At 66.9% G+C, this 14284-nt stretch carries 15 protein-coding genes; 6 read left to right on the top strand and 9 right to left on the bottom strand.

Going from position 1 to position 14284, the window contains the following annotated elements:
* Positions 1-50: 50 nt before the first annotated feature.
* The 3 genes from AC1DR1_RS13180 (at position 51) to AC1DR1_RS13170 (ending at position 2716) form a co-directional block, all read left to right on the top strand.
* A complete protein-coding gene (locus tag AC1DR1_RS13180) occupies positions 51-761 on the top strand; it encodes a response regulator transcription factor (protein WP_229993817.1) in 711 nt (236 codons plus the stop codon).
* Between the two features lie 2 nt (positions 762-763).
* Complete coding sequence (locus AC1DR1_RS13175; protein WP_229993818.1) at positions 764-2230, top strand: sensor histidine kinase; 1467 nt, start codon at positions 764-766, stop codon at positions 2228-2230.
* 198 nt (positions 2231-2428) lie between these two features.
* Complete coding sequence (locus tag AC1DR1_RS13170) at positions 2429-2716, top strand: WXG100 family type VII secretion target (protein ID WP_229993819.1); 288 nt, start codon at positions 2429-2431, stop codon at positions 2714-2716.
* A gap of 13 nt (positions 2717-2729) precedes the next feature.
* On the opposite strand, the gene AC1DR1_RS13165 is transcribed toward AC1DR1_RS13170, so the two are convergent.
* The 6 genes from AC1DR1_RS13165 to AC1DR1_RS13140 form a co-directional block, all read right to left on the bottom strand.
* Positions 2730-3755: an RNase H family protein gene (locus AC1DR1_RS13165; RefSeq protein ID WP_476966903.1), complete on the bottom strand. Its 1026-nt coding sequence runs from the start codon at positions 3753-3755 to the stop codon at positions 2730-2732.
* A gap of 146 nt (positions 3756-3901) precedes the next feature.
* A complete protein-coding gene (gene groL, locus AC1DR1_RS13160; protein ID WP_229993821.1) occupies positions 3902-5539 on the bottom strand; it encodes a chaperonin GroEL in 1638 nt (545 codons plus the stop codon).
* A 295-nt stretch (positions 5540-5834) separates the two neighbouring features.
* Entirely contained in the window at positions 5835-7103 is a 1269-nt protein-coding gene (locus tag AC1DR1_RS13155) for an ABC transporter substrate-binding protein (protein WP_229993828.1), read from the bottom strand.
* Positions 7104-7162: 59 nt separating this feature from the next.
* Complete coding sequence (locus AC1DR1_RS13150) at positions 7163-7366, bottom strand: cold-shock protein (protein ID WP_026266832.1); 204 nt, start codon at positions 7364-7366, stop codon at positions 7163-7165.
* Positions 7367-7524: 158 nt separating this feature from the next.
* Complete coding sequence (locus AC1DR1_RS13145; protein ID WP_229993822.1) at positions 7525-8148, bottom strand: LytR C-terminal domain-containing protein; 624 nt, start codon at positions 8146-8148, stop codon at positions 7525-7527.
* A gap of 94 nt (positions 8149-8242) precedes the next feature.
* On the bottom strand, positions 8243-8584 hold the full coding sequence (locus tag AC1DR1_RS13140) for a DUF3263 domain-containing protein (protein WP_414645538.1): 342 nt from the start codon (positions 8582-8584) through the stop codon (positions 8243-8245).
* A gap of 133 nt (positions 8585-8717) precedes the next feature.
* On the opposite strand from AC1DR1_RS13140, the gene AC1DR1_RS13135 reads away from it, so the two are divergent.
* Positions 8718-9500 carry a uracil-DNA glycosylase gene (locus AC1DR1_RS13135; protein ID WP_229993823.1) on the top strand — a complete coding sequence of 261 codons (783 nt, stop codon included), beginning with the start codon at positions 8718-8720 and terminating at the stop codon, positions 9498-9500.
* Between the two features lie 50 nt (positions 9501-9550).
* Positions 9551-10390, top strand: coding sequence for a siderophore-interacting protein (locus AC1DR1_RS13130; RefSeq protein ID WP_229993824.1), 840 nt, complete (start codon positions 9551-9553; stop codon positions 10388-10390).
* A gap of 230 nt (positions 10391-10620) precedes the next feature.
* Here the strand turns inward: AC1DR1_RS13130 and AC1DR1_RS13125 are convergent, their stop codons facing one another.
* Positions 10621-12117 (bottom strand): threonine/serine exporter family protein, encoded by a 1497-nt coding sequence (locus AC1DR1_RS13125; RefSeq protein ID WP_229993825.1) that lies wholly within the window; start codon positions 12115-12117, stop codon positions 10621-10623.
* Between the two features lie 59 nt (positions 12118-12176).
* Entirely contained in the window at positions 12177-13250 is a 1074-nt protein-coding gene (locus AC1DR1_RS13120) for a lipid II:glycine glycyltransferase FemX (RefSeq protein ID WP_476992710.1), read from the bottom strand.
* Positions 13251-13364: 114 nt separating this feature from the next.
* Between AC1DR1_RS13120 and AC1DR1_RS13115 the strand changes: the two genes are divergently transcribed.
* Complete coding sequence (locus AC1DR1_RS13115; protein WP_476992709.1) at positions 13365-13931, top strand: TspO/MBR family protein; 567 nt, start codon at positions 13365-13367, stop codon at positions 13929-13931.
* Positions 13932-13970: 39 nt separating this feature from the next.
* Here the strand turns inward: AC1DR1_RS13115 and AC1DR1_RS13110 are convergent.
* Positions 13971-14284 (bottom strand): L-serine ammonia-lyase, iron-sulfur-dependent, subunit alpha (locus AC1DR1_RS13110; RefSeq protein WP_476992708.1); only part of this gene is annotated, 314 nt, incomplete at its 5' end.

Raw genomic sequence — 14284 nt, 5'->3', positions numbered from 1 at the left:
ACACATCTGCCATTCAGAAAACTCCCAGAGTCTGGGAGCATCATGGGAACATGAAAAAGAACGGACCCGAAGCCAAGCTGCTCGTCGTCGATGACGAACCGAACATCCGCGAGCTGCTGTCGACGTCCCTGCGCTTCGCTGGTTTCGAGGTTGTCTCGGCCGGCAGCGGGCGTGAGGCACTGGCCGCCGCAGAGCTGCACGCCCCCGATCTGGCAGTGCTGGACGTCATGCTGCCGGACATGGACGGCTTCACCGTCACCCGCCGCCTGCGCGCCGCCGGCAAGCACTTCCCCGTCCTGTTCCTCACGGCCAAGGACGACACCGAGGACAAAGTCACCGGCCTGACCGTGGGCGGGGACGATTACGTCACCAAGCCCTTCAGCCTCGACGAGGTGGTGGCCCGCATCCGCGCGGTGCTCCGGCGCACACAGCCCCAGGTCGACGACGACGCCGTGATCCGGGTCGATGACCTCCAGCTCGACGACGACGCCCACGAGGTCCGCCGCGGTGGCACCGTGATCGAGCTGTCGCCCACCGAGTTCAAGCTCCTGCGCTACCTCATGCTCAACCCGAACCGGGTCCTGTCCAAGGCCCAGATCCTCGATCACGTGTGGGAGTACGACTTCAACGGCGATGCCTCGATCGTGGAGTCCTACATCTCCTACCTGCGCCGCAAGGTGGACATCGATCCCGATGCGCCGGCACTGATCCAGACCAAGCGCGGCGTCGGCTACGTTCTGCGGACTGCCGAGAAGCGCTGACCTTGTTGCACCGCTGGAAATCGGCCTCGCTGCGCTCGCAGCTCGTGGCCATCATGATGGCGCTCATGCTGGTGGCCCTCACGGCCACCGGTGCGGGCACGCTGACGCTGCTGCACAGCTTCCTGCAGGGACAGGTAGATGACAAGCTGCGGGCCGCCGTCGAATCCGTGCGGCTGGAGAAGTCCTTCACCCAGCTGCAGGAGACCAGCTCCACCGTTCCCACCGACTACTCGCTGATGCTCTTCAGCCCGGGCCTGCCACCCATTCCGTTCGGCGGCGACAAGGACTCCCACCCCGCCATCAGCACCTTTTCCACGGTCGAGGCCCGGGAACGCCAGCAGGTACCCTTCCAGGTCCCCGGCTCCGAGGGCGGCAACTGGAGGGTTGTGGCCCTGAGCGTCGTGGACAACAACCAGCGCAGCGCGGTCGTCGTCATCGGGTTGCCGCTGGACCCCGTCGATTCCGTGATGGAACATGCCGCCCTGGTGGTGGTGGGGGTGGGCCTGCTGACGCTCGTGCTGGCGTTCTTCATTGCCACCTGGACCGTCTCGCGGTCCTTCCGGCCGCTGGCCCGGGTGGAGAAGACGGCCGCCGCGATCGCCGCCGGAGACCTCTCCAGACGTGTGGAAATCGAAAACCCCAATACCGAAGTGGGGCGGCTCGGGAGCTCGCTCAATGCCATGCTCGCGCACATTGAGACAGCGTTCGCCGCCCGGATGGCGTCCGAGGCACGGATGCGTCGCTTCGCCGCCGACGCCTCGCACGAACTGCGGACCCCGCTGGTGACCATTCGAGGGTTCTCCGAGCTGTATCGGCACGGGGCGCTGTCCACCCCGGAAGACGTGGCCACGGCGATGGGGCGGATCGAAAGCGAAGCCAAGCGCATGGGAGCCATGGTGGAAGACCTGCTGCTGCTGGCCCGGATCGATGAGCAGCGCCCGCTGCAGCAGAAACCCTCGGATCTGCTGCTGCTGGCTAACGACGCGGTGGTGGACACCCAGGCGAGTGACCGCAGCCGCACCATCACCCTCTCCGGGCTCGACGGGGCGGCCCCGGCGCCCGCCCCGGTCCTGGGCGACGAAGCCAAGCTGCGCCAGGTGGTCAGCAACCTGGTCGGCAACGCCCTGCGCTACACGCCGGAAGGTACTCCGATCGAAATTGGCGTCGGGACCCGGAGCGCACCGGACGGAACACGGCAGTCCGTGATCGAGGTCCGGGACCACGGACCGGGCGTCCCGGATGAGGAAGCGGCCCGCATATTCGAACGCTTCTACCGGGCGGACACCTCCCGGACCAGGGAGACCGGTGGCAGCGGACTTGGCCTGGCGATTGTGGCCGCAATCGTCGGTTCGCATTCCGGGTCCGTGCGGGTCGGGGAGACTGACGGGGGCGGTGCCACGCTGGTGGTCAGCATCCCGTTCCTGGACGAAGACGCCAAGGAACTGTCCACAGCCGATTTGTCCACATAGGGCCCGACGGCGGTGTCCGGCCGGTGCGCTGCCCGCCTACGCTCGGGGTGTCCGGAAAATCCGGACGAGGCAGCCGCTCCCCCACAAGCCTTCACCGCAAATTCTCACCGCAAGTTCTCACCGCGGACCCCCGCGGCTGACGTTCACCGTGCTCCGCCGGGCCGCGGCTGCCTCCCCGAACATTCGAGAGGCATTCCCATGAGCATCATCTCCGTCGACACGGAACTCCTCCAGCTCAAGTCCGCCAACGTGCAGGCCACAGTGGAGCGGATCAGCGCGGACGTCCACGCCATGAAACGAGGGCTGGACGAACTCCAGGGCAGCTGGCGGGGCTCCGCGGCGACAAACTTCCAAACGCTGGTCACCGAGTGGACACTGACCCAGGGCAGGGTCGAGGCCTCCCTGGCGTCCATCAACCTTGCGCTGAATTCCGCCGCTGCCACCTACGCGCAGGCGGAGCTGGGCAATGCCCAGCGCTTCAAGTGAGCCTCACAGGGTGTCAGGCCTCGGGTGTGCCCTGATGGAAGCGCAGACGCCATTGCGCGCCTTCAAGGACCCACAGGGAGCTGCGCAGGGCTGATCCCTCACGGGTGTGGCTGCGGTAGGTCAAGAGCATGGTCTTCTCGCCCAGCCGGTCCGCGCCCAACAGTTCCAGGTCCACAGGTCCGCCCGGGTTGTCCTCCAGTGACATCATCATGGCGTCGCGGGTCCAGATCCGGCCGGAGCTGCCGATTTCGGTGAAGTCCGGATGGAGCAGGACGCCTGTGCGCCCCACGTCCGCCCGGGTTTCCGGGCGGAGCAGTTCCCGCTCAAGGGATTCGACGACGGCTTCGGGGCTGGTCTCCGCCAGGGCCGCCGGTTCTTCTTCGAGTTCGCTGAAGAGGTCCGGTTCGTCGTAGGCCCCCGGTGCGCCAAAGAGTTCCTGCTGGCCGGAAGGCGCCGGGGCTGCCGGTGCCCGGGTTGCGGCCTGCGATGGGGCGGGTTGTGCTGGGGCCGTCCGCGGGGCGGCCTGCGGCATCATGGAGTCCGCCTGGCCTGCCGACGGCGTCCCGCCCTCCGGCGTCCCGAACCCGGGGCCCTGCCGGACGGCCACGTCCTGCTGGTACGCCGTGGCCGCTGCCCGGGCGCGGACGTCTGCCGCTTCGTTGAGCTCGTGCCCGGCATGGCCCCGCACCCATTCGAAGGTGTACTTGCGGCCCACGAGCGCCTGGTCGATTTCCTTGAGGAGGTCCACGTTCAGCACCGGCTTGCCGTCGGCCTTGCGCCAGCCCTTGCGTTTCCAGCCCGGCATCCACTTGGTCACGGCGTTGATGACGTACTGGCTGTCGCAGAGGATCAGCAGGTCTTCCCCGGGTACGTGTGCCGTCGCCCGGAACAGGTCCAGCACCGCCATCAATTCGCCCTGGTTGTTCGTGCCGTGGGGCCAGCCACCGGCCCGCCAGCAGTCGTCATTCACGTACCAGGCCCATCCGGCCGGGCCGGGATTTCCTAAGGCCGAACCGTCGGCCGCTGCTGTAATCGTCACTGACCTATCCTGCCAGAGACTGCCGACACCCAGCGCAACGGCTGCGGGAGGGTGCTGGCCGGAGGCTGCGTTAAACCGGCAACGGCGGCCCCACCCGAAGGTGGGACCGCCGTCGTCGAACAGCCGGTGGAGGCTGGCGCGGGTGGTTAGAAACCGCCCATGCCGCCCATGCCGCCCATGTCGTCGCCGCCGCCCATCTGGGCGCCAGCCTTCTCGGGCTTGTCAGCTACAACGGCCTCGGTGGTGAGGAACAGGCCGGCAATGGAAGCCGCGTTCTGCAGGGCAGAGCGGGTTACCTTGACCGGGTCGTTGATGCCGGCGGCCAGCAGGTCGACGTACTCGCCGGTGGCTGCGTTGAGGCCGTGGCCTGCGGGCAGGCCGCGGACCTTGTCCACTACGACGCCGGGCTCGAGGCCGGCGTTGAAGGCGATCTGCTTCAGCGGGGCGTCGATGGCAACGCGGACGATGTTCGCGCCCGTTGCCTCGTCACCGGAGAGCTGCAGGTTCGCGAATGCCTTGGCGCCAGCCTGGATCAGGGCAACGCCACCGCCGGCGACGATGCCCTCTTCGACAGCAGCCTTGGCGTTGCGGACGGCGTCCTCAATGCGGTGCTTGCGTTCCTTGAGCTCGACCTCGGTTGCGGCGCCGGCCTTGATGACTGCAACGCCGCCGGCCAGCTTGGCCAGGCGCTCCTGCAGCTTCTCGCGGTCGTAGTCGGAATCCGAGTTCTCGATCTCGGCGCGGATCTGGGACACGCGGCCGGCGATCTGGTCGGCGTCGCCTGCACCTTCGACGATGGTGGTCTCGTCCTTGGTGACAACAACCTTGCGGGCCTTGCCAAGGAGTTCGAGTCCGGCGGTCTCAAGCTTGAGGCCGACTTCCTCGGAGATGACCTGGCCACCGGTGAGGATGGCGATGTCGGCCAGCTGCGCCTTGCGGCGGTCGCCGAAGCCCGGGGCCTTGACGGCAACGGACTTGAAGGTGCCGCGGATCTTGTTGACGATCAGGGTGGCCAGGGCCTCGCCCTCGATGTCTTCGGCAATGATCAGCAGCGGCTTGGAAGACTGCATGACCTTTTCCAGGACAGCAACCAGTTCCTTGACGTTGGAGATCTTGGAGTTGACGATCAGGATGTACGGATCCTCAAGGACCGTTTCCTGGCGCTCGGCGTCGGTGACGAAGTAAGCCGAGATGTAGCCCTTGTCGAAGCGCATGCCTTCGGTCAGCTCCAGCTCGAGGCCGAACGTGTTCGACTCCTCGACCGTGATGACGCCTTCCTTGCCGACCTTGTCGAGGGCTTCGGCGATCAGGGCGCCGATCTCGTTGTCGCCGGCGGAGATGGACGCGGTGGCGGCGATCTCTTCCTTGGTCTCGATTTCCTTGGCGGAGGCCAGGAGCTCGACGGTGACGGCGTCAACAGCCTTCTCGATGCCGCGCTTGAGGGACAGCGGGTCAGCGCCGGCCGCGACGTTGCGCAGGCCTTCCTTGACCAGGGCCTGTGCGAGCACAGTTGCCGTGGTGGTGCCGTCGCCTGCGACGTCATCCGTCTTCTTGGCAACTTCCTTGACCAGCTCGGCGCCGATCTTCTCGTAAGGATCGTCCAGCTCGATCTCCTTGGCGATGGAAACACCATCGTTGGTGATCGTGGGGGCGCCCCACTTCTTTTCGAGGACGACGTTGCGTCCCCGCGGGCCGAGGGTGACCTTGACGGCGTCGGCGAGGATGTTCAGGCCCCGCTCAAGACCGCGGCGTGCCTCTTCATCAAATGCAATGATCTTGGCCATAACGGCAGTAGTCCTTTCGGGACAGTCGTTAAGAATGAACCTTCGCTGTGGTGCCCGCGACGGACGATCCCTACCCCGCGGCCTCTGTATGCCGCTGGGTCCGGGATCTCACCCCAGCAAGGTGTTCCTTTAGCTCCTGGACCGGCTGCCCCACTTCGCGGCCGGGCGGACCGGGCGTCGTGTTAGCAGTCAGTGCGCTGGAGTGCTAAATCAATAATTAGCACTCCCCCGGGGAGAGTGCAAGCAGTGCCCGGCCCGAACCGCCCGCCACGCGGGCACAATACGCTAGGAGCGATCAGCCGCCACTGCTGCTGGCGGTCTCCATGCCACTCATTGTGGGCAGGTTGTCCTCGCCGTAGGTGTAGACCCTGTGGTTCGCTTCGGTGATGTCGCCGTGGGAATCAAAGTTGATCCGTCCGGACTGGCCGTCATAGTCCGGGCGCTTGCCTGCCCGGAGGACGTCGACGCAGCCCTTGTAGCTCGTGCACGGCTCGCTGGCGGGCTGGCCGCCACCCGCGGCATTACCGCCTGCTGCCGCAGCTCCGCCGGAGACAGCCACGAGGGACGCCGCGATGGAGGTTCCGGCGTCGTCTTCCGCCGCCGCGGCAGCGACGGCGGCGAGGATGACCGCGTCGTACGTCTCGGCGGCAAACACCATGTCCTTCAGTCCGGGGTCAACGGCAACAAGGTCCTTCTGGAAGGCGGCCGAGGGGAACACGCCGGGCAGGACCCCGCGCGCGCCGTCGAGTGCCCGCGCGCCCAGGCCGGAGCCATACCGGCTGACTGCCGCGTCGCTGAGGACAAGTTTCTTGCCGGCGAGGCCGGCATTGTTCAGTTCGGCGATGGCACCCTGCGCGCCGTCGCGCGAGACCAGGACGACGGCGTCGGGATTTGCGGCCTTCGCGGTGGCGGCGGCCTGCTGCGCCTGGCCGGCGGTGAACTCCGCGTCCGCCACGACTTCCAGTCCGGACTGTTTCGCCGCACCCGCGACGGCGGCGGCGACATCCTTGCCGTAGGCGCCGTCCTCGTGCACCACAGCCAGGGTCTTGGCGCCGCCGTCCTTGGCCAGCTTGGCGAGGACAGAGGCCTGGGCGACGTCGGCCGCCGAGGTGCGGAAATAGTAGCCGCCGCTCTTGTAGTTGCTGAGCGCGCTGGCAGAGTTGGCCGGTGAGATGACAGCCACCTTGGCGTTGGCCAGCACGTCGATCGCGGCCGGGGCACGGCTGGAATCGGTCGGACCGATAACGACGTCGGCCTTGGCGGCAACCAGCGCTTTCGCCTGGGCGGCGGTGTCAGTGCTGATGGTTTCCGGCAGCAGCTCCACCGGTTTGCCTTTGTGGCCGCCGGCGGCGTTGATCTCCTTGACGGCGAGTTTGGCCGCCGCGAGCTGTGGGGCGTTGAGGAAGTTCTGCCGCCCCGTGTTGTCCAGGATCAGGCCGATGCGCAGGGTGCCGTCACCGCTCGCGTCTGCGCTGGCCACGCGGGCGCTGCCTGCAGGACCCAGGCAGCCCGTCAGGGCCACGGCCGCGAGTGTGCCCGCCGCCAGGGCGCGGCCCAGCGGCAAAGCTCCTTCCGGACGCCCTGCCGCGTTCCGCGGGGCGTTCTTGACGGCAACCAGTGCCACTAGGCGGGCCGGACGCTTTCAGCCTGCGGGCCCTTTTCGCCCTCGCCGACTTCCAGCTCCACCCGCTGGCCCTCGTCCAGGGCGCGGTAGCCTTCCCCGACGATCGCGGACCAGTGCACGAAGACGTCGTTCTCGGAACCGTCCACGGTGATGAAGCCGTAGCCTTTTTCGGCGTTGAACCATTTGACGGTTCCCAGTGCCATGGTGTCCACACTTTCAGCTAGCTTGCGTGCGGCCCACCTCGATGTGCACCGCGGACTGCGAAGAGAAATCCGCAGATACTGTACCCACAGCGTCCCTCAGGAACGCCGACGGCGGGCAGGTCCTCCCCCGAATAGTTATTGAGGCGTAACCGGAATAGTTACTGGAAGCCGGGGCCGAGCACAACCACAAGGGGCAAGTTGAACTCGGCGGAGTCCACGAGGGTGTCGATGCCCAGGAGCGTTCCGAGTGCCTCCGCGTTGCCCTTCTGTTCCACGCCGCTGTAGAAGATCACCGACGTCTGCTGCGGGACGCCGCCCCAGTTGCCCGTCTGGCCCAGGATCCAGCCGTCGGAGCTGATGGTGCCGCCGACCCGGTTGGCGAGGCCAGCGGTGGTGGTCCCGTTGTAGACCGTCACCGGCGCCGTCTTGTCCACACCGGCGGCAGTGGCGCTGGGCGTCGCTGTGGGTGCTGCCGCGGGGGCTGTGGCGGCAGGTTCCGTGCTGGCCGGCGCCGGGCTCGTCGGCGCGGGGCTGGGGCTCGCGGGGCTCGTTGCGGACGCGCTGGCGGTTGCGTTGTCACCGACGGCCGCGGCCTGGCCAGCGGAGAATCCGAGCTTCGGCAGGATCAGGAACGCCACCAAGCCGATGGCCAGCGCTACGAAGCCGGCCGCCAAGATGGGGGTCAGGCTCCGGCTGCGCGATTCGGCGACGGCCCGGTGGACACCCTGCCGGGCAGAGGTCTCCGGGACCCGATCAAATTCATCCCGAGCGTATTTGGTCATGGTAAAACGACGTCCTTGCTGATTTCAGACGGGGTGCCCGAGGCCGGAAGCGGGCGCAACAGGACGTGCGCATCCGGCTGCGCGTGACGCGACTTTACGAATCTGTTCCCAGACGACGGGCAGTGCGGGCACGTTGGCGTGATGTACGTAGTCTACGCAATCTCTTGACCAGCATGGGATCGTGGGCCAGCGCATCCTCGGTATCAATCAGGGCATTGAGGATCTGGTAGTAATGCGTGGCGGAGAGATCGAACAGCTCGCGGATGGCCTGCTCCTTTGCCCCTGCGTACTTCCACCACTGCCGCTCCAGGGCCAGCATCTGTTGGTCGCGGGCGCTCAGCGGAGACTCCGCGGACACCTCGTCCAGGCTCGTGCCGGCAGCGGAGAATCCGGCAAAATCCCCCGCGAGCACGTGCTCTTGCGCTGCTTCGGCCACGACACACTCTCCCTGTTTGCTTCCGAAAAACCGGCTGGATCCGGTAAAAAGCCATTCCCATGCTACGGCCGAATGACAGGGTTGTCATTCGGCGGGGTGCCGGGGCGGACTTCGTCTGCGGAAGAATGGGGCTGTGGCTGATTCCGAGTTTGATTCCGACGCGCTGTTCGAGCTGGAACCCGCCGCCGACGGCCCCAGCTTCGCGGACCTGGCGCGCCGGCCGCTGAGCGAGCTGGTCGCTCCGGACTGGGCGGAAGCGCTGGCGCCGGTGGAGGCACAGTTGCGGGAGGCGCTCACCTTCCTCGCCGGCGAAGTGGCCGCCGGGCATGGCGTGCTGCCGTCGCCGCCAAATCTACTGCGGGCCTTCCGTCAGCCGCTGGCTGGTGTCCGGGTGCTGGTGGTCGGACAGGACCCCTACCCGACGCCGGGGCACGCCGTAGGGTTGTCCTTCGCCGTGGACGGCGCCACCCGGCCGATCCCCCGCAGCCTGGCGAACATCTACAAGGAACTTCAGGCCGATCTGGGCGTCCCGCCGCGCGTCCACGGGGACCTTGGCCGCTGGGCGGAGCAGGGCGTACTGCTGCTGAACAGGGTGCTCAGTGTCCGGGCAGGCGCGGCGGGCTCGCACCGGAACAAGGGCTGGGAGGCCGTCACGGCGGCCGCCATCCGGGCCGTCGCGGACCGCGCATCCGCCGCCGGCGCGGGCCGTGCTCCCCTGGTGGTGATCCTGTGGGGGAAGGATGCCGAGTCCGTGCGGCCACTACTGGGATCCGCTGCCGTGATCGCCAGCGCCCACCCCAGCCCGCTCTCAGCCTCGCGCGGTTTCTTCGGGTCCCGGCCCTTCAGCCGGGCCAACGCCCTGCTGCAGGAACAGGGCAACGGGACGGTTGACTGGGAACTGCCGCCGCTGCCGTAACAGGCTTCCGGCCGGGAGCTCCGGCCAGGGTTCTTGGTTAGGCTTACCTCATGACCTCCCTCCCCGCCGCCACTACCGCATCCCGGAACTCGCGTCCCCAGACCGATTTGACGGTCCTGCGCAGGGAACAACTCTCCCCGCACATGGTCCGGATCATCGCTGGCGGCCCTGGCTTCGCCGGGTACGTCAACAACGACTATGTGGACCGATACGTCAAGATCGTGTTTCCGCAACCCGAGATCGAGTACCCGGAGCCGCTGGACCTTTGGGCCATCAGGGAAGCCATGCCGCGCAGCCAATGGCCGCACACCCGGACCTACACGGTCCGGTGGGTGGACACGGCGGCGCAGGAACTCGCCATTGATTTTGTGATCCACGGCGACGAGGGCCTCGCTGGCCCCTGGGCGGCCTCGGCCCAGCCCGGCGATCGCCTGACGTTTACGGGCCCGGGCGGCGGTTACAACCCGGATCCGGCGGCGGACTGGTACCTGTTTGCCGGCGATGAATCCGCGCTGCCGGCCATCGGCGCCGCGATCGAATCCCTGCCGGAGGATGCCCGCGGCCTCGCCCTGCTCGAAGTGGACAGCGACGCCGACATCCAGGCCATCGCAGGGCCAGCCGGCGTCGAACTGCGCTGGCTGCTGCGCGGTGGCGTCCCCGCCGGAGAGAGCGAGCTGCTGGTCACTGCCGTGCGCGACGCCGAATGGCCCGGGGGCCGGGTGCAGGTCTTCGCCCACGGCGAGCGGGGCTACATGAAGGGCCTCCGGGACGTCCTCTACGTGCAGCGCGGACTGGAGCGGGCCCAGGTTTCCCTCTCGGGCTACTGGGCCAAGGGCCGTGTGGAGGACGACTTCCAGGCGGAGAAGAAGCTGCCCATCGGGAAGATTTAGCCGGGAAGATTTAGCAGGCAAGATTTAGCCGGCAAGGTCCAGCGGCAACATTTAGCGGCAAACAAAATGTCGCCGAATTTCCCCACGTTTGCCGCCACGACGCCGGGACACGCCAGCGTGGCGCGACGACCCGCCGTCGGAATCTGGCAAAGGCAGGGAAATCCGGCAGGGCGGGACACGGACGCCCCCGGTGCCGGAGGCAAAACCCGCCAGCCGCGTTCGCAGTCTGCTTAGCGGCGGCGGGCCCTGCGCCGCTCGTTGCTCGCCAGGCTCCGGGTCAGGGGCCGCGCCAGGGTGTCACCGAGCACGATGCCTGCAGCGACTCCGAGCACGATCGCCCCGGCGTTGAGCATCCCGCCGGCACCCATAAGAATCTCCGATTCCTCGATGGTCAATACATACATGGACCGGAATATAGTGAGCCCCGGGAGCAGGATCAGGGCGGCGGGGACGGCCACGACCAGCTGGGGAGCACCCATCCGGAGGGCCACCACACGGGCCAGGAGGCCGATCACCACAGCGGCGAGGGCCGGCGCGAAACGGGACCCGATGCCCAGGGCGTCGCCGCCGATCAGGACCAGATAGCCCACCACGCCCACGGCCGCCGTCGGCAGCAGCAGCTTCCAGCTGGTCTGTTCGGTGATGCCGATCATCAGCACCGCAATGGCGATCAAAATGACCACCACCCACAAGTCGTACGCGGGCGGGAATGTTTTGGTGACGTCTATTGGGTCCATGCCGGTCATGTCTCCCACGACAAACCCGACGGCAATGCCGGCCACCAGCGCCCCGAAGGTCAGCATGGTGGACAGGAACCGGCCGGCGGCCGTGACCGGGAAGCCGTTGATCGCATCCTGCACCGAGGACACTAGGCGTCCCGTCGGCAGGAGCAGCAGGATCCCGCCGACCACCACGATCTCGGGGGGAATCTGCACTCCCAACGGGGTGCCGAAGCGCCACAACAGCAGGGCGACGATGGTCACCAGGAACGAACACGAGGCGGTGATGAAGAAGTCCGGGGTGCGCCAGCGGCCCAGCTGTCGGGCCAGCAGGCTCACCAGCAGGTTGGAGAGGAACGCGACTATTGAGGCACCCAGCCCGCCGCCCAGGACGCCGACGAAGACGGCAGAGAACACGCCGAAGGCCACAGTGACCATCCACCGCGGGAAAGGCTTGGGGCTACGGGTAATGTCATCGAGCCGGCGCGCGGCTTCCTCGCGACCGACGCCGCCGGCCACGATGTCCGTCACCAGCTGGTGCACCTGCGAGAGGCCCGCATAGTTGTTGGTCCAGGACCGTACTACGCGCAGCAGCGAGATGGGCGTCTGGTCTCTCGGGGCATAGTTGATGGCCACCGACTGGTTGGTGATGTCCACCTCGATGTTCTTAAGCCCCAGCGCGGCGGTGATCGCGATGATGCTGGTCTCAACTTCGAGGGCACCTGCCCCGTACCGGAACATGGATTCGGCCAGTTTCAGGGCGAAGTCGATGGTCTTGCGGGCTGCGGCGTCCACCCCGCCGACCTGGATCATCGGGTTGGCGTAGGGGCTGCCGGCGAGCCGGTCCACGATGCTCATCGGCGCCGTCGGCGGGTTTTCGCCCTGGACCAGCCGGCGCAGCATCCTCTTGGCCGCGGCGTTCTGGCGCACCTGCGTTGCCGACATCGGCTGCGTCCGGGGCAGGCCGTCCGTGGGCGGCCTGCGGTGGCCGTCGTTTCCGTTGTTCATTCCGGCCTCCTCACTGTCCTAGGCTGTCCTTGCCTGTCCTTGATTGTCTTTGTCTCGGGTTAGTAGAACTGCTGGCCCGTGCGCCGGGTGTAGAGCTGGCGTGCCACGCGCTCCCCCGCCGTCAGCCAGGCCTTGTACTTCAGCGGGCTCAGGACCTGGTCATAACAGCCGACGAAGTCGGTCACGGTCTTGCTGAAGCTGGTCTTGAACAGGCCCAGCCCATGGAACGGGTTCGAGGTGTCCTTTAGCTTGTCGCTTGGCGGGGTGCCGCAGAAGTCGTATTCGGTGCAGCCGAGTTCCTTGACCTGGCTGATCGCAGTCCACTGCACAAGGTGCGAGTCCCCGTACTGGCCGCGCTTTTGCAGGGAGCCGCCGTCTTTGTACGTTCCCTTGCGGCCGTAGTTGATCACAAACGCGCCAACCGAGGGCACGTCGTTTTCGTACACGAAGAGCAGCCTGCCCTGGTCACGGGCCAGGAAGTTGCTCCAGAACTGGCGGTAGTACTCGTACTCGCGCACCCGGACCTGGGATTTGGCCTCCACCGTGTTGGTCATCAGGGCATACATGGCCCGGAAGTTCTCTTCCGTGGGCTCGACGTTGTGGACTTCCACGCCCTCGCGGATGGCGCGGCGCACGGCGTTACGGCCCCGGGAGTGGAGATTGCGCAGCAGCTGGTTTTCCTCGGGCGCAATATCGAGCAGCGCAGTGGAGTCGTTGGGTTGCAGGTTGTGAGTCTTGACCAGGCCTGCCCCCTCGAGGACCCGCGCGGCGTCGTCCGACAGGACAATATCCGGCTCGATCTTGATCGCGAAGACGCCCAGTTTGGCCCTTTTCACGAAGTCCGCGTTCGCCGCTGCGATCCCGGGGATGTCCTCGACGGACGCCACATCGGGTCCCTTGATCAAGTACCAGAGCTTGCCGAGAAGCGGAAACGACTTCTCCAGGATCAGGTTGTAGCTCGTGTAATCGGCCGACTCATAAACAAGGTGCAGGGGCCTCCAACCAAAGTGCTGCTTGACCTCGGCGAACGCTTCCGATTGAAGGAGGTTGCCGCCATTGGGGTTCGCGGTGACGTGGGCATCCCAGTTGTCAATCTCCTCGGCAGAGGCAAAGCGGGCAGTGAATTCACGCAAGGGTGCGGTATCCAATCATTGCGGTACGAGCTTCGGCGGCATGCGGACATGCAGCCCCAAGTCTATCGGCCCGGACCCTGCCGCCGGTCCGGGCAAGGCGGTTACGCTGGTCTCATGCAGGCTCAGCAACAACCGTTGGAAGGCCGTCCCGGGGCGCACGGCGCCCGCTCCCGAGGTGCCGGCAGAGGCGCCGGCAGCGGCTCCCAGGTGATCGCGCTGCTCCTGTTCCTCGGCGCGTCGGCCCTCGTTGCGGCCCTCGGTGGCCTGGCCACGGCCAAGCACGTTAACGGCTGGTATGCCTCAGCCGACACGGCGCCCTGGTCCCCGCCCAACTGGGTCTTCGGTCCGGTTTGGACGGTCCTGTACGCCGCCATGGCGGTCGCGGCGTGGCTGGTCTGGCGCAGCCACGCCGAGGGGTCCAAGGCGGCCCTGACGGCTTACGGCGTGCAACTGGTGCTGAACCTGCTCTGGACCCCGGTCTTCTTTGCCCTGTACCCGGTGCTCGGGACGCCGGCGCTGTGGATCGCGTTCGGGATCATCGTGGCATTGGCCGTAGCCGTTGCCGTTACGGTGGTGCTCTTCGGCCCGATCAGTCGGACGGCAGGACTGCTGATGCTTCCCTACCTGTCCTGGATCGTGTTCGCGTCCTCGCTGAACCTATGGGCCGCCCTGCATAACTAGCGCCAGTTCAACTAGCGCCTGCCAGCCGCAATCAGCTCCCTAGCACTCCACCACGTTGACGGCGAGGCCGCCCATGGCCGTTTCCTTGTATTTGGAGCTCATGTCCTTGCCGGTTTCCCGCATGGTCACGATGACCTCGTCGAGGGAGACCCGGTGCGTGCCGTCGCCCCAGAGCGCCATCTTGGCGGCGTTGATGGCCTTGGCGGCGGCGATCGCGTTGCGTTCGATGCACGGGACCTGGACCAGCCCGCCGATCGGGTCGCAGGTCAGGCCCAGGTTGTGCTCCATCGCGATTTCCGCGGCGTTCTCCACCTGCGCCGGCGTGCCGCCCATGACCTCGGCCAGGCCGGCGG

Source organism: Arthrobacter sp. P4_F10 (assembly GCF_056401435.1).
This window is presented reverse-complemented; position numbering and strand designations above follow the sequence as displayed.

Bases quoted from the DNA above. Each gene is read 5' to 3' on its own strand.
- AC1DR1_RS13125 (WP_229993825.1), bottom strand. From the start codon at position 12,117: ATGAACAACGGAAACGACGGCCACCGCAGGCCGCCCACGGACGGCCTG.
- groL (WP_229993821.1), bottom strand. From the start codon at position 5,539: ATGGCCAAGATCATTGCATTTGATGAAGAGGCACGCCGCGGTCTTGAG.
- AC1DR1_RS13145 (WP_229993822.1), bottom strand. From the start codon at position 8,148: ATGACCAAATACGCTCGGGATGAATTTGATCGGGTCCCGGAGACCTCT.
- AC1DR1_RS13180 (WP_229993817.1), top strand. From the start codon at position 51: ATGAAAAAGAACGGACCCGAAGCCAAGCTGCTCGTCGTCGATGACGAA.
- AC1DR1_RS13170 (WP_229993819.1), top strand. From the start codon at position 2,429: ATGAGCATCATCTCCGTCGACACGGAACTCCTCCAGCTCAAGTCCGCC.
- AC1DR1_RS13130 (WP_229993824.1), top strand. From the start codon at position 9,551: ATGACCTCCCTCCCCGCCGCCACTACCGCATCCCGGAACTCGCGTCCC.
- AC1DR1_RS13115 (WP_476992709.1), top strand. From the start codon at position 13,365: ATGCAGGCTCAGCAACAACCGTTGGAAGGCCGTCCCGGGGCGCACGGC.
- AC1DR1_RS13150 (WP_026266832.1), bottom strand. From the start codon at position 7,366: ATGGCACTGGGAACCGTCAAATGGTTCAACGCCGAAAAAGGCTACGGC.